This window comes from Pseudomonas sp. Choline-02u-1 (genome assembly GCF_002836515.1).
GTDB lineage: Bacteria > Pseudomonadota > Gammaproteobacteria > Pseudomonadales > Pseudomonadaceae > Aquipseudomonas.
Genome location: NZ_PJBC01000001.1, coordinates 102,707 through 121,613, shown reverse-complemented (window position 1 = coordinate 121,613; position 18,907 = coordinate 102,707). Strand labels below are relative to the sequence as shown.

Below are 18,907 nucleotides of genomic sequence, written 5' to 3'. Positions count from 1 at the left end.
GGTCAGTTCATCGGAGTGCTGACGAACGCGTCGGTGCCTTCTGCGTAGGCGGTGTATTGGGCGATACGTGGATAGCGCGCGGCGTCGATCTGATCCGGCACGACAAGGTGCGTGAAGCTCCAGGCAACCGCCAGACTGATGCCGTCCTGGGCGAGGGAGCCGTCGACAGGCAAGTCGCTGTGTTCAAGCTCTTTTTCCAGCGCGGTAAACGCGGCGGCGAGTTGGCCTTCAACGCGTTCAACCCAAGGTTGATATTGGATCTCGGCCGGCCGCAGGTTGCGTTCGTAATACAGCTGCACGGCTTTTTCGCAAGCGGTGAGGCTGAGGCCGATCATGCGCAGGGCTTGAGCGCGTTGTTTGAGATCGCTTGGCAGCAGGCTTTTGCCGGAGCTGGCTTCGAGGTAATCGAGGATGAGGGTCGAGTCCATCAGGACCACGCCGTCGTCGAGGATCAATGTGGGCGCCTTGACCACAGGGTTGATCTGCTGGAATCGTTCGAAGTGGCGGAACACCGAGACCGACTCGTGTTCGAGGTCGATCCCTAGGCATTTGGCGGAGATTGCTACGCGGCGCACGTAAGGGGAGTCGAGCATGCCAATCAGTTTCATGACGCGTTCCTTCAAGTCGAACCGGTGGGAAGGCATAACCTAGTCGAGCCTGAGGCAATTGTCAGTCCCTGGTGTTCGTTGGCGTGCGAAGCGCAGGCAGTGCTGGCTATCCTGCGTTACGGTTAGCCGTTTGTCTTCTATATACAGCCGCTCGACTGAATTTCTTGCTATAAACGCACTCCGATGGCCGTGTGGCACCTGTGTCAGAGCAGTTTCCGGGTCCTGTCGGACAAATTCCCTGTATTTACAGTTGCTGAGGCTTTGATCGGGCCTTAGACTGCCGCCCCTCGTAAATTGAGTGCCGGGTGGCGTTTGCAATAAAACGATGCCTTTTCGACGGCCCGACACGGTTCGCCGAAACGCTCCCTTATTCGCCTTAATGCACGTTTTTTTATAGAGATATCAATGACAAAGGACAAGTTGCTGGCCATGCCGGCAGATGACTACATGAATGCTGAGCAACACGCTTTCTTCACTGAGCTGTTGCAGAACATGAAAGTCGAAACCCACGAGCGCATTGAGCAAAATCGTATCGCCATTGAAAGCCTGGACACCCCGGCTGACCCGGCGGATGCGGCTTCGGTTGAAGAAGAGCGCACCTGGCTGGTCAACGCGATCGATCGCGACCAGCGCATGCTGCCGCAGTTGGAACAAGCCCTTGAGCGCATCAAGGACGACAGCTTTGGCTGGTGCGACGACAGCGGCGAGGCCATTGGCCTGAAGCGCCTGCTGATCAGCCCGACCACCAAATACTGCATCGAAGCTCAAGAACGTCACGAGCAGATCGATAAGCACCAGCGTCAGGCCTGATTCTGTGGGGTGACCCTCTCAAAAGAGGGCACCTTGAAAAGATCGCAGCCTTCGGCAGCTCCTACACGGGCGTTGCTGAAGGCTGCGATCTTTGTTTTTGCTCGTCTGCATTTTGCCCAAGCGGTTTTCATTGACCTGCCACAAACCCCCACGACTAACGGACCATGGATAATGGCGTTGTAGTGGCGTTTAATGCAGTCACAACAATGACAACGAGCGTGGGGTGATGAACATGACGAGAGACGGATCTCTGGTTGGGGTGCTGCCTGCACCAGTGCTTTTGCCGAAAAACCGCTGGATTGCGCCAACCCTGCAAAGCATCGCCCTGATGCTATTGCTCGCTGGCATGGCCATGGCCGAATGGTCGCTGTACATCGGCATGCCGCTGGCGGTGCTGATCGTCTGGCTGCCGCGCCTGCGTTCGCGCAGGGTTGCTGATGCAGCGCCGGTCGATACTGCCGGCGAATTATCTGCACTGACTCGTGATCTTTCCTACACCACCAGTCACAACGCACTGTCTGCGGCCGGCGTCGCGTTCTCGGTCAAGGCCCTGGCGAGCAAGCTTGAATCGCAACTCGACGCGGCGGCGCAGATCGTCAGCAACGCCGAGGTGATGATCGCTACCGAACAGGCGACTTCACAGCTCAGCCGCGAGGCGCTCGATGCCGCCAGCGAAGCGCATCACAGCAGCGCGGCGGGGCGTAGCGAGCTGCTCGATTCGATTTCGCGCATGCAGCAACTCAGTCAACGCGCCAATGCCAGTCGCGAGCTGATCGAAGCCTTGAGTGTGCGCAGCGACGACATTCAGCGCGTGACGCTGGTAATTCAGTCGATTGCCAGCCAGACCAATTTGTTGGCATTAAACGCTGCGATCGAAGCAGCCCGGGCCGGTGAGCACGGTCGCGGTTTCGCTGTGGTCGCCGATGAAGTGCGCGGATTGGCCGCGCGCACGGCGGCGGCAACGGGCGAAGTCGGGGAGATGGTTGCCGACATTCAGCAACGCACCGCGCAAGTGGTGGCGCAGATTCGCGAGCTGTCGAGTGATCTGCACACTGGCGTAGAACAGGTCGAGCACACCGGTCAGCATCTTGAGAACATTGCACGACTGGCGGCCGGCGTTGAAACCCAAGTCAGCGAAATCGCCCGGGGCGCGCAAACCAATCGCGAGCAGCTCGACGCGCTGTTCAACGCGATTGAGCAAATGCGCGGCGATTTGGCGATCAGCGATCAACAGACCCGCCGCCTCGCCGAGGCAGCGGTGCAGATGGAAGGGCAGGCGGAGACCATCAGTGAGCGTCTGGCCGAGGTGGGGCTGGACGATTATCACCAGCGCATCTATGACCTGGCCCGCGAAGGTGCGAGCCAGATCGCAGCGCGCTTCGAGGCAGATGTCGAGCAGGGCCGAGTCAGCCTTGATGATTTGTTCGATCGCAGTTACCAGCCGATCCCGGGCACCGAGCCAGCCAGGTTTCAGACCCGGTTTGATCGATACACCGATCAGGTCTTGCCGGCAATTCAAGAGCCTCTGTTAGCGCGTCATGAAGGTTTGGTGTTCGCGATCGCCTGCACGCAGCAGGGGTATGTTCCGACGCATAACCAGGCATTCAGCCAGCCGCTGACCGGTGATATTCAGATCGACACAGTGAACAATCGCACCAAACGCAAATTTGCCGACCGCACCGGCATCCGCTGCGGCAGCCATCAGCAACCGGTGCTGTTGCAGACTTACACGCGTGACACGGGTGAACTGATGCATGATTTGTCAGTGCCGATCACGATCAAGGGCCGGCATTGGGGCGGGTTGCGGCTGGGCTACAAACCTGAAGCCCCGCGCTGAGATTATTACCGTTGACGCAATGAATCTGTGCGCGGCGATTGCTGTTTCCATCCGCAGGAAAGCATTAATCTTCCGACTTAGTTAGGTAGCTAATTACTTCGGAGAAGACATGCAGTGCAGGTTAGACGTGGCAGTGATGATCGGCAGCGGTGTTCCGGCCGGATTACGAGCGATGGGGCGCAGTGTGTGCTGGGTGGTTTTGCTCAATGGTGAGCGACGCGGCACAGCGTTCGCCAGTCGCGATGAGGCGGAGGAGTGCAAGGCTGCCTGGCTCGAACAAATGAACATCGAGCCCGGCGACAGCCTGCACTGATCGCCTTATTTGCCGCGATGCAAACGTACGTTCAGCTCATCGACGATCGGCGCTTCTTCGCCATCCGCACGCAGCCATTCCTTGAGCAATTGCGCCTGCTGGGGCGTCCAGAAATCGGCATCAATGAGTTTCGTGTCCTGGTCCAATGGATGGGCCTCGACAAAATCGTTGATCGACGCTTCATCAGACGGTAGGCCCAGCTGTTCGAAAAGGGTGGTCAGGTTGAGCTCGGTTGGCAGTTCCATCATCTACTCCTGGGTCGGTGCCGGTGCGGCTTGTTCATTTCACTCCCCTTATCAGAGGCAGGTGCTGGCGTGGAGTTCGATTTTTGATTCAAGCGAGCGGGCGAGGGCGCATGCTTCGTTGTGATTGCCGCGGAAACCTCTGACACGGCCGGTGGATATTTCCTTGATATGAAAGAAGGCGATGCCCGCCGGCACCACCTGAAAGTGCGGAGTCTGCTGATTGTTAGAAGATGTCGGTGGGTTATGGAGGTCGGTTACTTGCATTGCCAGAGATGGGTTGATTCGCGCGTCAGCCGACGTGGCAAAATGAGTCAAAGTGCACATATGAAGTCCTTTTCATCAGTCGGGCCGGGAATTAGCGGCCGTTGCGGGTAGTCGTAATGAGCATCGCTGCTCTAAAATCGCCAGAACCTGCTGACGACGTGGCTTATCTAAAGCAATTTTTCGCCAGCGATATGTCGGAAAAGTGCTTTTTTTCGTGAGAAATTTCCCTAAAGTTCGTAGTCAGATTTGCTCTAGTCGTACTTGAGGCTTTTTCCTTCAGGCTTTGGCGATTTCAGAGCAGATTTCACTCATGACAATCCAGTAGTCTACGAACCTCGCGATTGGAGAGCGCTTTGCTCGCGTCAGGTTTTTGAGTGTTTTGCAATTTTCATCGGCCTTGCCGTTTCTTTGCCGTGGGCGTTTTTCGCAGCGGTTTTTCAAATGTGGGGATGTTTCTTTGGCAGTCAGTAACCTCGATATGCATGCTTTGTTCGTGCTGGGTGATTTGCGTGCAAAGCTGGTCAAGCAATTCCAATCACGTTTTGTTTACATCACCGAGCAAAACGCCGAAGGCATTTACATCGCCGAAATCGATACCGAAAGTGCGTTGGTGGTCGATGACAAACCGGGACTCAAACTAAAGGTAGGCGACCATTTCATTGCATCGGTCCTCCCTAGTCGTGAAGGCGGCAAGTTGGACATTCGCTTTCGCGACATCAAGCTGTCGGTTTACGGATTGGGCGACTACGCGTTTGTCAGTACGGCCGACGGTCACGCGATCCTGTTCAAGGAAGGCCATAGTGTCGTTACCGTGTTCGCCGCCAATGAGCAGCTGCAGGACGGCCTGACCAAGACCTTGAAAGCGGTTACCGCCAAAGCCGCCAAATGGCGCAAGGGCGAACTGGTGACCTTCAAGGCCAGCGAGTGAATCGAGCAGACTTCCATTTGCAAAACCTCGACAGCGCACGCGAAGAAGCGCAGCGGTTGTTCGCCCGAAAGGCCGATTTGCAAGGTGCCTGGCTGAATTGGGTGGCGACGCAAATTTATGCATTGCAACCGGCGGCTTACGCCAGCATGGTCAGACGTGAGCTGCACAGCCTGCAGGAAAAGTCTGAAACGTAACCTTGCGCGCATCCCATCCCGAAAAAAGCAGGAACCTCGGCTAAAGTCAGTTGACTGAGTCATTCAGAGGCTTGCGTTTCTGTCAGGCCAACTGCCATTGCTGTGAACAGCACGAGGTGCGATGCATGAACGGATTTCGACGGTTACTGGCCGCCAGCGTGGCCACCTTCGGTTTGCTGACGTCGGCGCAATCGCTGCAGGCGGCACAGACGCCGATCCACTTTGCCGACCTTAACTGGGAAAGCGGCAGCCTTATTACCGAGGTGCTGCGGGTGATTGTCGAGAAAGGCTACGGCTTGCCGACCGATACACTGCCGGGCACTACCATTACCCTTGAGACCGCACTGGCGAATAATGACATTCAGGTAATTGGCGAAGAGTGGGCCGGGCGCAGTCCGGTCTGGGTAAAGGCCGAGGCCGAGGGCAAAGTCGTTGGCCTGGGCGATACGGTAAAAGGCGCCACTGAAGGTTGGTGGGTGCCGGAATATGTAATCAAGGGCGACCCGGCCAAAGGCATCAAGCCGCTGGCGCCAGATCTGCGCAGTGTCACTGATCTGAAGAAATACAAAGACGTGTTCAAGGATCCTGAAAGCCCGGGCAAAGGGCGTTTCCTCAATAGCCCTATCGGCTGGACGTCGGAAGTGGTCAACAAGCAGAAGCTCACCGCGTATGGCTTGCAGGACGATTACACTAACTTCCGCAGCGGTTCGGGTGCCGCGCTGGATGCCGAAATCAGCTCTTCGATTCGTCGCGGCAAACCCGTGTTGTTCTATTACTGGTCGCCGACGCCTCTGCTTGGCAAATTCAAACTGGTGCAACTGGAAGAGCCGCCGTTCGACGCCGAAGCGTGGAAGACGCTGACCGACGCCGATAATCCCAATCCTGAACCGACCCGCTCGCTGGCATCGAAGCTGTCGATTGGTGTGTCTACGCCGTTCCAAAAGCAGAATCCGCAGATCGCCGAGTTCTTCAGCAAGGTTGATTTTCCAATCGAGCCACTGAACAAAGCACTGGCAGACATGAGTGACAAGCACACCGCGCCCCGTGAGGCGGCGGTAGCCTTCATGAAGGCGCATCCGGATGTGTGGCAGGCGTGGCTGCCCAAGGATGTGGCTGACAAAGTGACGGCTGATCTGAAATAACACGGTCAGGCCACCGTACCGCCGACCGGTCGTGCATGGTTGGAAAACCCGACTACGATGGTTTGTTCAAATCCCTTTGAAGGATTTCAACCATGACCTTTGTGTTGGCTCAATGGCTGGTAGCTGTCTTCGCAGTAATCGGCCTGATGCACGTGTATTGGGCTTTGGGTGGGCAATGGGCGGCTGCTGTGGTGGTACCGCAAGTGCCGGTGTCGGGCTTCGTTGCCACAGTGCGCCCGGCGTTCAAGCCGTCAGGCGGGCTGACCTTGTTAGTGGCGGCTGCGCTGCTGGTGATCGCGGCGCTGGTTTGCATGCGGGTCGGTTGGGGAATGCCGGCTGTGCGGCACAAGGCACTGCAATGGGTCATCAGCGCGATTGCTTTGCTGATGTTTGCCCGAGCCATCGGTGACTCGAATCTGGTCGGCTTTTTCAAGGAAGTGAAGGATTCGCGATTTGCGCGACTGGACACGTGGGTGTACTCGCCGTTGTGTGCGCTTTTAGGAGCGGGGCTTTTGGCGGTGGCTTGGGTCTGAAAGGCAGGAGCAAGCGATCGTCCGATCACGGCCCAAACCTTGGCGAGCTACCGCTCTCAGTCCGACGGCTACTAACCTCAGCCGGCACATCATCTCCAGCCATACGCTTGCGGAACAACGCTGCCCGCGCCAGCAAAAGGGTGGTCACCGGCACGGTGATGGCCAACAGGACCGGGATCAGCCAGGCGTGCACCACCGGCGCGGACTTCAGCGCTGAAAAACAGATGATCGACGCCAACGCCACACACCAGGCGCCGATTGTCGAGGCCAGTGCTGGCGGATGCATGCGCTGGAAGTAGTCCTTCATGCGCAGCAATCCGGTCGCGCCCAGCAGCGTGAACAAGCCGCTGAGCACCAGCAGAGTCGCCACCGGAATCTCGATCCATAAAGACAATTCGGCATTCATTCGATGACCTCTCCACGCAGCAGGAATTTTGCCAGTGCAAACGAGCCGACGAAGCCGAACAGAGCGATCAGCAGCGCCGCTTCGAAATAGGTATCACTGGCGTAACGAATGCCCAGCGTCAGCATCATCAGCATGGCGACGATGTACAGGTAATCCAGGGCCAGTACACGATCCTGAGCTGACGGTCCCTTGAACAGACGCACCAGGGTCAGCGCCATCGCTACGCAGTACAGGAACAGCGTCAGCAGGATCGCATTCGACAGCAATGGGCTCATTCGAAAATCTCCATCAGCGGGCGCTCGTAAGTGCTCTTGAAGTGCTCGATGAACTGCGCTTCGTCGTTCAGGTCCCAGACGTGCAGCAATAGAACGCTGCGGTCCAGCGCCAGTTCCGACCACACGGTGCCGGGTACCACGGTGCAGATCATCGCCAGCGCCGCCAGGCCATGAGCATCGCGCAGGTCCAACGGCACCTTGATAAAGCGTGAGTTGGGCGGGCGACGTCCGGCGTTAAGTACGCCCCAGGCGACGATCAGGTTGGACATGATCACGTCACGGCCGACCAGGAGGAACAGGCGCAGGATGGCCATGGGGTTACGGATGCGCGCACGTTTTGGTCGCAACTTGCGCATCATCAGCGGCGCGGCGAAACCCAGTGCGGCGCCGAGTAACAGGTTGCCCGGGCTGACCGACAGGTTCAGGGTCAGCCACAGAATCCACAGGGCCAGCGATAACCACGGCGCCGGAAACAGTCGATTCATGGCTGCACCTCGAGCATGTCGACTCTGGCTTGCGGGCTCGGTACGGCTCGAGTGCCAAGGACCGCCAGCACATATTGCTGCGGATTGTTCAGCGCTTCGGCCGTGGCCTGGGTGTAGCGCAGCAGCGGTTCAGCCTTGAAAGTCAAGGCGATGCTCAGCCCGAGCAACAGGAAAATCGGCGCGCATTCGAGTTTGCGCAGCAACGGTGACGGACGCTCTTCCGGCGTCCAGAAACGCTGGATGCCCAGGCGAGAGAAAGCCATCAGGGAGGCCAGACCAGTCAGGATCAACAGCGCCAACAGTCCCCATGCGCCGGGAGACAGTGGCGCCTCGGTACCCAGTCCCAAGGGGTTGAGCAATGCGCCGATCAGACTGAGCTTGCCAATGAAGCCGGACAGCGGTGGCATGCCGATGATCAACAGGGCGCAAGCGATAAAGCTCAAACCGAGAAAGGCCATGGTCCACGGGATGACTTGGCCGACCACGGCTTTCTGTTCGTCGTCGAGGTTGATGCCCTTGGGCGGCTGCAGCGATTCCTGCGGACGCGGCAGCAGTTCGCTTTCGTCCTCAAGTGGAATTTCATTGGCCGAGCGCGAGCGCTCGATCAGTTCGGCGAGCAGGAACAGCGCGCTCAGCGCCAGGGTAGAGCTGACCAGATAGAACAATGCAGCGCCAATCAGGTTTGGTTGGGCGAAACCGGTCGCCGAGAGCAGGATGCCCGCCGACACCAGAATGCTCAGGCTGGCCATGCGCTCAAGGCGTTGCGCGGCAAGAACTGCCAGCCCTGCGCAGGCCATGGTCGCCATGCCGCCATAAATCAGCCAGTCGCCGCCAAAGAACGCCGAAGCGCCGGCCTGACCTGAAAAGAGCAGGGTCCACAGGCGCAGCAGCGTATAAACACCGACCTTGGTCATGATCGCGAACATTGCCGCCACCGGCGCGCTGGCCGAGGAATAAGCCGGCACCAGCCAGAAATTCAGCGGCCACATGCCAGCCTTCGCCAAAAACGCCACCGCAAGAATCCCTGCCCCCGCATGCAGCAAACCACGGTCGGCTTCCGGCACCAGCGGGATTTTCATCGCCAGATCGGCCATGTTCAGCGTGCCGGTCACGCCGTAAATCAACGCCGCGCCGATAAGGAACAGTGACGATGCCAACAGGTTGATCGAAATGTAATGCAGCCCCGACGACACTCGCGCCCGGCCCGAGCCGTGCAGCAACAAGCCGTAGGATGCGGCAAGCAACACTTCGAAGAACACGAACAGGTTGAACAGATCCGCCGTCAGAAACGCCCCATACAGACCCATCAATTGAATCTGGAACAACGCGTGGAAACTTGAGCCGGCGCCGTCCCAGCGAGCCATGGCAAACATCAGCGCGCTGACGCCGATCACGCCGGTCAGCACCAACATCATTGCCGACAGACGATCAACCACCAGAACGATGCCGAAGGGGGCCTGCCAGTTGCCCGGCAGATAAACGCCTATGGAACCGGGCACACCGGTGGTCTGCGTCCATTGCAGGAGCATCACCGAAATGAACAGGCCGAGGAAGCTGGAGAAGAGGTTGATTTTGGCCTTCAGCGGCCGATGCTTCTCGCCCAGCATCAGCATGATCGCGGCGGTCAGCAGCGGCAGCAGGATCGGAGCGGCGATCAAGTGAGTCATCACCATCATTCTTTAGGCTCCCGGCCGTCGACGTGGTCGGTGCCGGTCAAGCCGCGCGAGGCGAGCAGTACGACGAGAAACAGCGCGGTCATGGCGAAGCTGATGACGATGGCCGTCAGTACCAGCGCCTGGGGCAAAGGGTCGGTGTAGTGCAGCAGATCCTGGGTTACGCCGTCCTTGATCACCGGCTCCTTGCCGATAAACAGGCTGCCCATGCTGAAAATGAACAGGTTGACGGCATAGGACAACAGGCACAGGCCCATGACCACCTGAAAGGTTCGCGGGCGCAGGATCAGCCAGACTCCGGACGCGGCCAGAATGCCGATGGCGATTGCGATGACTTCTTCCATCAGACGGCTCCTTTGCTGGCGACGGATTTGGGCAGCGATGCAGTCTTGTGTCCGCGCACCGATTGGTGGGCGAGGGCGGTGAGGATCAGCAGTGTCGACCCGACCACCACGGCGTACACGCCGATGTCGAAAAACAGCGCACTGGCGATATGAATATCGCCGAGCAACGGCACGCTGATGTGCCACGTGTGAGTGGTCAGAAACGGATAGCCCACCAGCATCGCACCGAGACCGGTGGCAGTGGCGAACAACAGCCCGGTGCCCATCCAGCGCAATGGGCGCAGGCTCATTTGCGCCTCCACCCACTGCGTGCCTGCGACCATGTACTGCAGGATAAAAGCCACCGACATCACCAGCCCGGCGACAAAGCCGCCGCCCGGTTGATTGTGCCCGCGCATGAACAGATAGAACGACACCACCAGTGCGACGGGCAGCAGCAGACGCACCAGCACCGCCGGCACCATCATGAAGCCAAGCGCGGTGTCACTGGCCGAACGCGGGTTGACCAGATCCGTCACCACGTCGGGTGCCAGCAAGCGTTGCTGGGCCGGCAATTGCAGGCTTTCTTTCGGCGGGCGGAAGCGGCGCAGCAGCGCGAACACGGTGAGCGCCACGGCGACCAGTACGGTGATTTCGCCAAGGGTGTCGAAACCACGGAAGTCCACCAGCATCACATTCACCACGTTGCTGCCGCCGCCCTCGGGCAGGGCGCGGCTGAGGTAGAACGACGAAATGTGGTTAGGCGTCTGCCGGGTAAGCATGGCGTAGGACAGCAGCGCCATACCCGCACCGACCGCAATCGACAGCAGCAAGTCGCGCAGACGCCGAATGCGCGCCTTGCGCAGGCTGCCTGGCAGCGGAGAAACCTCTTCAATGCGTCGCGGCAACCAACGCAGGCCGAGCAGGATCAACACCGTGGTCACCACTTCGACCGCCAGTTGCGTCAGCGCCAGATCAGGGGCCGAGAACCAGACAAAAGTCACGCAGGTCATCAGGCCACAAACGCTGACCATGGTCAGGGCGGCGAGACGGTGATACTTGGCTTGCCATGCGGCGCCGAGCGCACAAGCGATCGCCAGCAGCCACAGGGTCACGAAGACGATGGAACCAGGGATTTTCGGTCGCTCGCCCCAAGTGAGAGTGCTGTGCAGCATCGGGATCAGACCGGCGAGCACGGCGGCCAATACCATCAGAAAGAGCTGCATCTGCAGTCGCTTGGTACCCAGTCTCCTTTCGACGCGCCGGGCGAGGCGCATCATCACCACCAGACTGCGCTCGAACAGCCGCTTGCCGTTGAAGCGCCCCACCAATGGTGGGTACTTGAAGCGACCGAGCTTGAACTGCTTGCGCAGCAACAAATACAGAAGGATGCCGCCGGTCATGGCGACCAGGCTCATGATCATCGGTGCGTTCAGGCCGTGCCAGATGGCGAGACTGTATTCCGGCAACACGCCCCCAACCACCGGCAGTGCCGCAGCCGCAAGCAATGGCCCGATGATTTGCGCCGGAAAAATCCCCACCAGCAGACAGGTGAAGACCAGCAATTCTACTGGGGCGCGCATCCAGCGTGGCGGCTCGTGCGGGGTGTGCGGCAGGTCGGTGGCGGTGGGGCCGAAGAATACGTCGACAGTGAACCGCAGCGAGTACGCGACGCTGAACATGCCGGCGATGGTTGCGACGATCGGCAGACTGGTTTCCACCCATGCGGTGGCGTTGATGAATACGGTTTCGGCGAAGAACATTTCCTTAGACAGGAAACCGTTAAGCAACGGCACCCCGGCCATTGAGGCGCTGGCGACCATGGCCAGCGTCGCCGTATAGGGAATCAGTTTGATCAGGCCACTGAGTTTGCGGATGTCGCGGGTGCCGCTTTCGTGGTCAATGATGCCGGCGGCCATGAACAGCGAAGCTTTGAACGTGGCGTGATTGAGAATGTGAAAAACCGCTGCGACCGCAGCCAGTGGACTGTTGAGGCCCAAGAGCAAAGTGATCAGGCCGAGATGGCTGATGGTCGAGTAGGCCAGCAGACCTTTGAGATCGTTCTGGAACATCGCGCAGTACGCGCCGAGCAACAGCGTACACGCGCCGGCACCGCTGACGATGTAGAACCATTCTTCACTGCCGGACAGCGATGGCCACAATCGTGCAAGGAGAAAGACCCCGGCCTTGACCATGGTCGCTGAGTGCAAATATGCCGAGACAGGCGTCGGCGCTGCCATGGCGTGGGGCAGCCAGAAGTGAAAGGGGAATTGTGCGCTTTTGCTCAGCGCGCCAATCAGGATGAGCGGCAGAAGAACGGGGTAGAGGGCATGTGCGCGAATCAGATCGCCGGCGGCCAGGACCTTGTCGAGGTCGTAGCTGCCTACGACATGGCCGAGGATCATGACCCCCGCCAGCAGGCTTAACCCGCCTGCACCGGTGACCATCAACGCCATATAAGCACCGCGCCGCGCATCGGCGCGGTGATGCCAGTAGCCGATCAGCAGGAACGAGAAGAGACTGGTCAGCTCCCAGAAAAACACGATCTGAATCAGGTTGCCGGAAATCACCAGGCCAAGCATGGCGCCCATGAACGCTAGGAAGAACGCGAAAAAGCGCGGCACCGGATCGTCCGGCGACATGTAATAGCGGGCATATAAAGAGACGAGTGTGCCGATGCCCAGCACCAGCATCGAGAACAGCCAGGCAAAGCCATCCATGCGCAAAATGAAGTTCAGCCCAAGGCTGGGCAACCACATGAATTCTTCGCGGATCACGCCGCCGTGGGCGATTTGCGGGTACAGCAACGCGACCTGAACGGTGCCGATCAAAGCGACCAGGCCCGCCAGCAGGGATTCGGCATTACGCGCATTGTGCGGCAGGACAGCTGCCAGACAGCTGCCAACGAATGGCAGAAGCAGTAGAACTATCAGGGACATAGGCTTCTAATCTGCGGAAGTTTGTGAAGCATCATACGTGCCAGCTCCCCGATCACCAAATGCGAGGATGTCTCAGAATCCTACAAAGTAGTCTCAAATTTTATGTTTAGTGTTGTTTCAACGAGGCGAATTTACCGTTGATCGCCTTATCGCGAGCAGGATCACTCCTGCTATATGCAACGCGTCGAATGAGCCTGCTCGCGATATTAAAGGGGCGCGCAACCTAGCCAAGCGTTTTCCGCTCCCGCTCATCCTGGGCTTGAACCATATTTCCTTTGGTCTTCAGCTCACTGACAATCACCGCCACAACAATCAGCCCGGCACCCACCAGCGCAATGGCCGGCAACCGTTCCCCGGCCATCCGTCCGACGATTCCCGCCCATACTGGTTCACCGGCATAGATCAACGTCGCGCGAGTCGGCGAAACACTTTTCTGTGCCCAATTCATCGCCACTTGAATCGCCGCACTGGCTGCGCCCAGGCCTAAAGCCGTCGCGAGCAACAACCAGGAAAAATCCGGAATCACTTCACCGGTCGGCACCACCAGCAAGAACGACAACACCGCGGTCACGGCCAGTTGCACCACGGTCACGCGTCGCACGTCCACCTGCCCGGCGAACGTGCTGATCAGAATGATTTCGGCAGCAATCGCTACGGCGCTGATCAGTGTCGCAATTTCCCCTGGGCTGAAATTCAAGGACGCACCCGAAGGGCCCGACAACAACATCAACCCGGTGAACGCCAGCATGATCCCGATGCTTGGCATCAATCCCGGGCGCCTTCCCATTACCAGCCATTGCAGCAGCGGCACAAAAGGCACATACAGCGCAGTAATGAACGCCGACTGGCTGCTCGGGATACTTTGCAGCCCGACCGTCTGCAAGCCGTAACCGAGCATGATCGCTACACCGATGAACGACCCGGCTTTCACTTCGAACAAGGTCAACTCGCGCAGGTGGCGCCAGGAAAAAAGCGCGACGATCGCCGCCGCTGCGGCAAAGCGCAGGCCGACGAAAAACATCGGGCCGCTGACAGTCATGGCGTGCTGCACCAGCAGAAAGGTGCCGCCCCAGATCATGGTGATCAGTACCAGCACACACTCGGCTTTGCTGAAACGGGAAAAGCGGATTCGGGAGGGAGAAATGTTCGGCGACATCATGACCTTGCGCACTGTAAAAGGGAGGCCGCACAATGCCGCCAACGTTGCGCAGTATACTGCCCAACCCCATCGAGTGAGCAATATAGTGCACAAAGATTCAACTCAGCGAGCCTCCGTCCTGCAACACGTCAGCCAGAACGTCCGGCGCCTGCGCCATGCTGCGGACATGAGCCAGACCGCGCTGGCAGAAAAATCCGGGGTCAGCCGACGGATGCTGGTGGCGATCGAGGCGGGCGAAAAGAACGTCAGTCTGACCACGCTTGATCGAGTTGCCGAAGCGCTCGAGGTGGCCTTCAGCGATCTGATTCAGGCGCCCGAGGCGCGCGATCCGAGCCGGATCAACGAGGTGGCCTGGGCGGGCACTATAGCGGGCAGCAGAGCCGTGCTACTGTCCAAAGCCACCGCGACCCGTGAAGTCGAACAGTGGGAATGGTGCCTGCAACCGGGTGAGGTCTACCCCTCGCAACCGGATGCCGATGGCTGGAGCGAGCAGATTTACGTGTTTGAAGGTTGCCTGACGCTGATGCTGGGCGATCAGCCGCAGCACATCCATAAAGGAGAGTTTTTCATGTTCGCCAGTAATCAACCGCACTCCTACCGCAACGATGGCGAAGTCGCAGCGTGGTTCGTGCGCAATGTGGTGATCTGAATGGAGCAGCCTGACGACATCCTGATCATCGGCGGCGGCCTCAGCGGCACGATGCTGGCGGTGCAATTGTTACGCCTGCCTGGGCAACGGCGGATTCTGCTCATCGAGCCGCGTGATGAACTGGGACGTGGTGAGGCTTACAGCGCGGTCGAGCTGGGGCATACCCTGAACGGCAACGCGGCGCGGATGAGCGTCGACCCGGATAATCCCGACGACCTGACACAGTGGTTGAGGGAACATATTGCGGCCGGCGGCTGGCCGGAGTCGGCTGAGCAGGATGTGCCAGTCAGTGAACTGTTTCCTCCGCGTGGTTTGTTCGGGGTCTATGTGCAACAGCGTCTGGCTGAGGCACGGGCGGTCGGCGCGCAGCAAGGTTCGTTCGTTGAACACGTCCGTGCGGAGGCCGTCGACCTGCAAGTCGATGCTGGTTCAGTGCAGCTCACCTTGAGCGATGAACGGATTTTGCGCGGATCCCGGGCCGTGTTGGCCACCGGCATGTTTCCCGCCGCTCGCACGCCACAGACACAGTCCAGTGGCCTTAACGCAGCTGCGCTCGATCCTTGGGATGTCGCGACCATGCGCCAACTCGCCCCGCAATCCACCGTGTTGATCATCGGTTCCGGTCTGACCATGGTCGATGCCGTGGTGTCGCTGGAGCAGGCCGGGCATCGCGGGCCGATCGAGGTCTTCTCCCGGCATGGCCTGCTGCCGCATGTGCGCCGGCAACCGCCGGCCTGGGCAGATTTTCTGGCGCAGGATGAGCGCATCCGCACACCCCGCCAGCTGTTGCGCGAACTGCGTCGGCACTGTCGCGACGCCATCGCTCAGGGTATCGATTGGCAGGCGCCACTGGACACGGTTCGGGCGCATATTGCACGTCTGTGGAGTCAGGCGACCGACGTGCAGCGTCGACAATTCGTACGGCATGTGCGGCCGTGGTGGGAGAGTCACCATCACCGCTCGCCACCGCTGAGTGCCGAATTGATCGAGCGGCTGCACAACGAAGGGCGCTTGCGCATTCATGCCGCGTCGTTCACAGGGCTTGAGCCCGGCACTGACGATGCTGTGAGGATTGGTATTCGTCCGCGCGGTGAGGCCGAAACTTGCGTCGTAAGCGGTGCGGCGCTGATCAACTCCAGCGGCATCGAATATGACTGGCGACGGGTCGCTCGGCCATTGCCGCAGCAATTACTGGCGCGCGGACTGGTGCAGCCGGGGCCTCTGGCGTTAGGCATCGCAGCGGTGGACGGTGCGGTAGTCGATGCCGAAGGGCGCGTGAGTTCTCAGCTGTTTGCGATGGGCCCGCCATTGCGTGGGATGTGGTGGGAGAGTACGGCGGTGACGGATGTGGCGTTGCAGGCCAAGGCATTGGCTGGGCGCTTGGTGAATAGCCTGAAAGAATGAGGGATCCTGTTGGGCCTTTTCGCGAGCAGCCTGCTCCCGGAGGGGGGATTGAGGTTGTGGATACAATTTACGCCACACCATAAACCCTGTGGGAGCGAGCTTGCTCGCGAAAGCGTCATCTGATTCAACGTCTCTGTTGAATGAGAGACCGCTATCGCTGGCAAGCCATCTCCCACATTGGGTTTGTGTGACAGCCTGGTGTTATGCGACGACCTGGTAACACGGCACATACGCCGCGCCACCCGGCAGTTTCATCCGGTGCTGAGCGACGAAGGCTTTGAGTAGTGCATCGAGCGGCTGCATGATCGCCGCATCCCCACGGATCTGATACGGCCCGTGCTCTTCGATCAGACGAATGCCCTTGTCCTTGACGTTGCCGGCCACAATCCCGGAGAACGCCCGGCGCAGGTTGGCCGCGAGTTCATGCGGTGGCTGGTCGCGGTGCAGTTTCAGGTTGGACATGTTTTCGTGGGTCGGATCGAACGGACGCTGGAAGCCCTCATCGATTTTCAACAGCCAGTTGAAATGGAACGCATCGTTACGTTCGCGGCGGAACTGCTTCACCGCTTTCAGGCCTTGATTCATCTGGCGCGCTACTTCGGCCGGGTCATCGATGATGATCTCGTAATGCTGCTTGGCCGCTTCGCCGAGGGTCGCAATGACAAACGCATCCAGCTGTTCCAGATACGGCGCGGCATGCTTCGGTCCCGTGAGGATGACCGGGAAGGGCAGGCCTGCGTTGTCCGGGTGCATCAGGATGCCGAGCAGGTACAGGAACTCTTCGGCAGTACCGGCGCCGCCCGGGAAAATGATGATGCCGTGGCCAACACGGACGAAGGCCTCCAGGCGCTTTTCGATGTCCGGCAGGATCACCAGCTCATTGACGATCGGGTTAGGCGCTTCGGCGGCAATGATGCCTGGCTCGGTCAGACCGAGGTAGCGACCGCCATGGATGCGCTGCTTGGCATGGGCGATGGTTGCGCCTTTCATCGGGCCTTTCATCACGCCCGGTCCGCAACCGGTGCAAATGTCGAGGCTGCGCAGGCCCAGTTCGTGGCCGACTTTCTTGGTGTATTTGTATTCTTCGGTGTTGATCGAGTGGCCGCCCCAGCACACCACGATCTTCGGTTCGACGCCCGGGCGCAGGGTGCGGGCGTTGCGCAGCAGGTGAAACACGTAGTCACTGATGCCTTGGGAGTTGCTCAAATCGATGCGCTGGCTGTCGAGTTCGTTCTCGGTGTAGACGATGTCGCGCAGGGCGCTGAAGAGCATTTCACGGGTGCTGGCGATCATCTCGCCATCGACGAACGCGTCGGCCGGAGCGTTCAGCAGCTCAAGGCGTACACCGCGATCCTGCTGGTGAATACGGATTTCGAAGTCCTTGTAGGCTTCGAGGATGGTCTTGGCGTTGTCGACATGCGCGCCGGTATTGAGGATAGCCAGGGCGCACTGGCGGAAGAGGGTGTAGGTGCTGCCGGATCCGGCTTCGCTCAGTTGCTGAACTTCACGTTGAGAAAGGGTTTCCAGGCTGCCTTTCGGGCTGACCGAGGCATTGATTACGTGTCGTTGGGTCATGCAGTGATCCTTAAAACGATGCCATCCGCAACGCAGCGAAGAGCACCCGAATAGTGTGTATCCATGAATGAAGATGGCACGATCTGCGCTGTACCGCCATGTCCCCGTTGGACGCTGAAAAGATGAAAAGGAGCCCCAGCATAGCTAAAACCCTGTGCGATGCGATAATGCGTCGGCGAGTTTTTTGCGTTGCGCCTTTTGTCACTCAGGGAAGTCATTTTTGATGTTCGAGATTCAGCCGATGGACCCCGCTACCTTTCGTCAGCAGACCCGCCGCAGCACAGTCATCATCGCTGTGCTGTTTTTGCTGTTGGCCATGTTGTTTTCGTCTGTCGCTGTGGCTCTGTTTGGTGAACCGGACGGGGATAATCTGCGCTTCAATGTTGGCGGCGTATTTGTGGCATTCCTGCTGACGGCGGCGCTGTTGCGCGGGCGTTTCTGGCACCAGACCTGGATGGCCCCGGCGGTGTACAGCTGGCGCCTCAAACGCAACCTGATGAGCATCACTAACGTGATGCATCAAGTAACCGCCGCGGTGCAACGCAACGATCCTACAGCGATGAAGGTGTTGCGTTTCTACCACCTCGGATTGCTGCAGATGCACGAGCTGGACGGCAATTCCAGCGATCACGGCCAATTGCGTGAGGAAGTCGAACAGCACAAGGCGCGAATGCAGGCGCTGGGTCTTGATCCAGACCAACCACGCTTCGATCCGCAGTGGCTGGAGACGTTAAAAACGGCTTCGCGTTAAAACGGAATGCGCCGGGCGCGGCGCAGTTTCCACGAACGAAGCAGTCGTGCGTATACCAGCAGGTTGACCGCCAGCACCACACTGCCGAGGGCCAATTGAATCTGCGGCGTCAGACCTGCCGGATAGATGATCGGCCAGATGTAATGCTCGATAAAACCGCCAGCGTATTCGGTCTGCCCGGCCGCGTGGCGCATCAGGTTTTCCCAATAGGTCAGCGGGCAGTTCAAGTGCAGCACCTCAACCGCCACGCCCCAGGCGGCCGCTGGCAGGTGCAGCCACAGTAGCCGTGGCCAGCGCAGCACCAGCAGCCCGCCGAACAGCACGAACAAGATGAAACACAAGTGAAACAGCACCAGCCCGTCGGCGGCGATTCGGTACAGCATGGCGTCTTCCT

Annotated in this window: 22 protein-coding genes; 10 read left to right on the top strand and 12 right to left on the bottom strand. The window is 59.2% G+C overall.

The annotated features are described in order from the left end of the window. Positions 1 to 2 precede the first annotated feature (2 nt). Positions 3 to 608: a glutathione S-transferase gene (locus CXF97_RS00605; RefSeq protein ID WP_101155189.1), complete on the bottom strand. Its 606-nt coding sequence runs from the start codon at positions 606 to 608 to the stop codon at positions 3 to 5. 405 nt (positions 609 to 1,013) lie between these two features. Between CXF97_RS00605 and CXF97_RS00600 the strand changes: the two genes are divergently transcribed. The 3 genes from CXF97_RS00600 to CXF97_RS00590 all read left to right on the top strand — a co-directional run bounded on the left by CXF97_RS00600 (position 1,014) and on the right by CXF97_RS00590 (position 3,568). Next, positions 1,014 to 1,418 (top strand): TraR/DksA family transcriptional regulator, encoded by a 405-nt coding sequence (locus tag CXF97_RS00600; protein ID WP_016775095.1) that lies wholly within the window; start codon positions 1,014 to 1,016, stop codon positions 1,416 to 1,418. 226 nt (positions 1,419 to 1,644) lie between these two features. Next, positions 1,645 to 3,255: a methyl-accepting chemotaxis protein gene (locus CXF97_RS00595; RefSeq protein WP_371918354.1), complete on the top strand. Its 1,611-nt coding sequence runs from the start codon at positions 1,645 to 1,647 to the stop codon at positions 3,253 to 3,255. 109 nt (positions 3,256 to 3,364) lie between these two features. Beyond that, the gene (locus tag CXF97_RS00590) at positions 3,365 to 3,568 is read left to right on the top strand and encodes a hypothetical protein (protein WP_101155187.1); all 204 of its coding nucleotides are present in this window, start codon (positions 3,365 to 3,367) and stop codon (positions 3,566 to 3,568) included. Positions 3,569 to 3,573: 5 nt separating this feature from the next. Here the strand turns inward: CXF97_RS00590 and CXF97_RS00585 are convergent, their stop codons facing one another. Beyond that, positions 3,574 to 3,813 carry a DUF2789 family protein gene (locus tag CXF97_RS00585; RefSeq protein ID WP_101155185.1) on the bottom strand — a complete coding sequence of 80 codons (240 nt, stop codon included), beginning with the start codon at positions 3,811 to 3,813 and terminating at the stop codon, positions 3,574 to 3,576. 51 nt (positions 3,814 to 3,864) lie between these two features. Continuing rightward, positions 3,865 to 4,077: a hypothetical protein gene (locus CXF97_RS00580; RefSeq protein ID WP_256589658.1), complete on the bottom strand. Its 213-nt coding sequence runs from the start codon at positions 4,075 to 4,077 to the stop codon at positions 3,865 to 3,867. A 478-nt stretch (positions 4,078 to 4,555) separates the two neighbouring features. Between CXF97_RS00580 and CXF97_RS00575 the strand changes: the two genes are divergently transcribed. The 4 genes from CXF97_RS00575 to CXF97_RS00560 all read left to right on the top strand — a co-directional run bounded on the left by CXF97_RS00575 (position 4,556) and on the right by CXF97_RS00560 (position 6,874). After that, positions 4,556 to 5,005 carry a hypothetical protein gene (locus CXF97_RS00575; protein WP_178081130.1) on the top strand — a complete coding sequence of 150 codons (450 nt, stop codon included), beginning with the start codon at positions 4,556 to 4,558 and terminating at the stop codon, positions 5,003 to 5,005. Continuing rightward, positions 5,002 to 5,199 carry a hypothetical protein gene (locus CXF97_RS00570; protein ID WP_101155179.1) on the top strand — a complete coding sequence of 66 codons (198 nt, stop codon included), beginning with the start codon at positions 5,002 to 5,004 and terminating at the stop codon, positions 5,197 to 5,199. Before CXF97_RS00575 ends, CXF97_RS00570 begins: the two co-directional genes overlap by 4 nt. A gap of 125 nt (positions 5,200 to 5,324) precedes the next feature. Further along, a complete protein-coding gene (locus tag CXF97_RS00565) occupies positions 5,325 to 6,341 on the top strand; it encodes an ABC transporter substrate-binding protein (protein WP_101155178.1) in 1,017 nt (338 codons plus the stop codon). Positions 6,342 to 6,433: 92 nt separating this feature from the next. Continuing rightward, positions 6,434 to 6,874, top strand: coding sequence for a DUF3995 domain-containing protein (locus CXF97_RS00560; protein WP_101155176.1), 441 nt, complete (start codon positions 6,434 to 6,436; stop codon positions 6,872 to 6,874). 25 nt (positions 6,875 to 6,899) lie between these two features. Here CXF97_RS00560 and CXF97_RS00555 read toward each other — a convergent pair whose 3' ends face one another. The 7 genes from CXF97_RS00555 to CXF97_RS00525 form a co-directional block, all read right to left on the bottom strand. Next, the gene (locus CXF97_RS00555) at positions 6,900 to 7,280 is read right to left on the bottom strand and encodes a Na+/H+ antiporter subunit G (protein ID WP_101155174.1); all 381 of its coding nucleotides are present in this window, start codon (positions 7,278 to 7,280) and stop codon (positions 6,900 to 6,902) included. Continuing rightward, positions 7,277 to 7,555 carry a K+/H+ antiporter subunit F gene (locus tag CXF97_RS00550; protein WP_016775085.1) on the bottom strand — a complete coding sequence of 93 codons (279 nt, stop codon included), beginning with the start codon at positions 7,553 to 7,555 and terminating at the stop codon, positions 7,277 to 7,279. Before CXF97_RS00550 ends, CXF97_RS00555 begins: the two co-directional genes overlap by 4 nt. Further along, positions 7,552 to 8,040, bottom strand: coding sequence for a Na+/H+ antiporter subunit E (locus tag CXF97_RS00545; RefSeq protein WP_101155172.1), 489 nt, complete (start codon positions 8,038 to 8,040; stop codon positions 7,552 to 7,554). Before CXF97_RS00545 ends, CXF97_RS00550 begins: the two co-directional genes overlap by 4 nt. Next, positions 8,037 to 9,716 carry a monovalent cation/H+ antiporter subunit D gene (locus CXF97_RS00540; protein ID WP_101155170.1) on the bottom strand — a complete coding sequence of 560 codons (1,680 nt, stop codon included), beginning with the start codon at positions 9,714 to 9,716 and terminating at the stop codon, positions 8,037 to 8,039. Before CXF97_RS00540 ends, CXF97_RS00545 begins: the two co-directional genes overlap by 4 nt. Further along, positions 9,713 to 10,057 carry a Na+/H+ antiporter subunit C gene (locus CXF97_RS00535; RefSeq protein WP_016775082.1) on the bottom strand — a complete coding sequence of 115 codons (345 nt, stop codon included), beginning with the start codon at positions 10,055 to 10,057 and terminating at the stop codon, positions 9,713 to 9,715. Before CXF97_RS00535 ends, CXF97_RS00540 begins: the two co-directional genes overlap by 4 nt. Then, complete coding sequence (locus CXF97_RS00530) at positions 10,057 to 12,975, bottom strand: monovalent cation/H+ antiporter subunit A (RefSeq protein ID WP_101155168.1); 2,919 nt, start codon at positions 12,973 to 12,975, stop codon at positions 10,057 to 10,059. The genes CXF97_RS00535 and CXF97_RS00530 overlap by 1 nt, the downstream gene beginning before the upstream one ends. A gap of 223 nt (positions 12,976 to 13,198) precedes the next feature. Then, the gene (locus CXF97_RS00525; RefSeq protein ID WP_101155166.1) at positions 13,199 to 14,134 is read right to left on the bottom strand and encodes a DMT family transporter; all 936 of its coding nucleotides are present in this window, start codon (positions 14,132 to 14,134) and stop codon (positions 13,199 to 13,201) included. 85 nt (positions 14,135 to 14,219) lie between these two features. Between CXF97_RS00525 and CXF97_RS00520 the strand changes: the two genes are divergently transcribed. Further along, entirely contained in the window at positions 14,220 to 14,783 is a 564-nt protein-coding gene (locus CXF97_RS00520) for a helix-turn-helix domain-containing protein (RefSeq protein WP_101155375.1), read from the top strand. After that, positions 14,784 to 16,187, top strand: coding sequence for an FAD/NAD(P)-binding protein (locus CXF97_RS00515; protein WP_101155164.1), 1,404 nt, complete (start codon positions 14,784 to 14,786; stop codon positions 16,185 to 16,187). Between the two features lie 201 nt (positions 16,188 to 16,388). Here the strand turns inward: CXF97_RS00515 and ppnN are convergent, their stop codons facing one another. Next, positions 16,389 to 17,762, bottom strand: coding sequence for a nucleotide 5'-monophosphate nucleosidase PpnN (ppnN, locus tag CXF97_RS00505; protein ID WP_101155162.1), 1,374 nt, complete (start codon positions 17,760 to 17,762; stop codon positions 16,389 to 16,391). Between the two features lie 223 nt (positions 17,763 to 17,985). On the opposite strand from ppnN, the gene CXF97_RS00500 reads away from it, so the two are divergent. Next, complete coding sequence (locus tag CXF97_RS00500; RefSeq protein WP_101155160.1) at positions 17,986 to 18,513, top strand: DUF3087 domain-containing protein; 528 nt, start codon at positions 17,986 to 17,988, stop codon at positions 18,511 to 18,513. Here CXF97_RS00500 and CXF97_RS00495 read toward each other — a convergent pair. Then, the gene (locus CXF97_RS00495) at positions 18,510 to 18,896 is read right to left on the bottom strand and encodes a DUF2784 domain-containing protein (protein WP_101155158.1); all 387 of its coding nucleotides are present in this window, start codon (positions 18,894 to 18,896) and stop codon (positions 18,510 to 18,512) included. The genes CXF97_RS00500 and CXF97_RS00495 overlap by 4 nt on opposite strands. Positions 18,897 to 18,907 lie beyond the last annotated feature (11 nt).

Excerpts from the sequence above, each read along its gene's own strand:
- ppnN (WP_101155162.1), bottom strand. The coding sequence starts at position 17,762 with ATGACCCAACGACACGTAATCAATGCCTCGGTCAGCCCGAAAGGCAGC.
- CXF97_RS00540 (WP_101155170.1), bottom strand. The coding sequence starts at position 9,716 with ATGATGGTGATGACTCACTTGATCGCCGCTCCGATCCTGCTGCCGCTG.
- CXF97_RS00515 (WP_101155164.1), top strand. The coding sequence starts at position 14,784 with ATGGAGCAGCCTGACGACATCCTGATCATCGGCGGCGGCCTCAGCGGC.
- CXF97_RS00530 (WP_101155168.1), bottom strand. The coding sequence starts at position 12,975 with ATGTCCCTGATAGTTCTACTGCTTCTGCCATTCGTTGGCAGCTGTCTG.
- CXF97_RS00545 (WP_101155172.1), bottom strand. The coding sequence starts at position 8,040 with ATGAATCGACTGTTTCCGGCGCCGTGGTTATCGCTGGCCCTGTGGATT.
- CXF97_RS00500 (WP_101155160.1), top strand. The coding sequence starts at position 17,986 with ATGTTCGAGATTCAGCCGATGGACCCCGCTACCTTTCGTCAGCAGACC.
- CXF97_RS00580 (WP_256589658.1), bottom strand. The coding sequence starts at position 4,077 with ATGCAAGTAACCGACCTCCATAACCCACCGACATCTTCTAACAATCAG.
- CXF97_RS00575 (WP_178081130.1), top strand. The coding sequence starts at position 4,556 with ATGCATGCTTTGTTCGTGCTGGGTGATTTGCGTGCAAAGCTGGTCAAG.
- CXF97_RS00595 (WP_371918354.1), top strand. The coding sequence starts at position 1,645 with ATGAACATGACGAGAGACGGATCTCTGGTTGGGGTGCTGCCTGCACCA.
- CXF97_RS00565 (WP_101155178.1), top strand. The coding sequence starts at position 5,325 with ATGAACGGATTTCGACGGTTACTGGCCGCCAGCGTGGCCACCTTCGGT.
- CXF97_RS00550 (WP_016775085.1), bottom strand. The coding sequence starts at position 7,555 with ATGAGCCCATTGCTGTCGAATGCGATCCTGCTGACGCTGTTCCTGTAC.
- CXF97_RS00535 (WP_016775082.1), bottom strand. The coding sequence starts at position 10,057 with ATGGAAGAAGTCATCGCAATCGCCATCGGCATTCTGGCCGCGTCCGGA.
- CXF97_RS00590 (WP_101155187.1), top strand. The coding sequence starts at position 3,365 with ATGCAGTGCAGGTTAGACGTGGCAGTGATGATCGGCAGCGGTGTTCCG.
- CXF97_RS00525 (WP_101155166.1), bottom strand. The coding sequence starts at position 14,134 with ATGATGTCGCCGAACATTTCTCCCTCCCGAATCCGCTTTTCCCGTTTC.
- CXF97_RS00585 (WP_101155185.1), bottom strand. The coding sequence starts at position 3,813 with ATGGAACTGCCAACCGAGCTCAACCTGACCACCCTTTTCGAACAGCTG.
- CXF97_RS00600 (WP_016775095.1), top strand. The coding sequence starts at position 1,014 with ATGACAAAGGACAAGTTGCTGGCCATGCCGGCAGATGACTACATGAAT.
- CXF97_RS00495 (WP_101155158.1), bottom strand. The coding sequence starts at position 18,896 with ATGCTGTACCGAATCGCCGCCGACGGGCTGGTGCTGTTTCACTTGTGT.
- CXF97_RS00555 (WP_101155174.1), bottom strand. The coding sequence starts at position 7,280 with ATGAATGCCGAATTGTCTTTATGGATCGAGATTCCGGTGGCGACTCTG.
- CXF97_RS00560 (WP_101155176.1), top strand. The coding sequence starts at position 6,434 with ATGACCTTTGTGTTGGCTCAATGGCTGGTAGCTGTCTTCGCAGTAATC.
- CXF97_RS00605 (WP_101155189.1), bottom strand. The coding sequence starts at position 608 with ATGAAACTGATTGGCATGCTCGACTCCCCTTACGTGCGCCGCGTAGCA.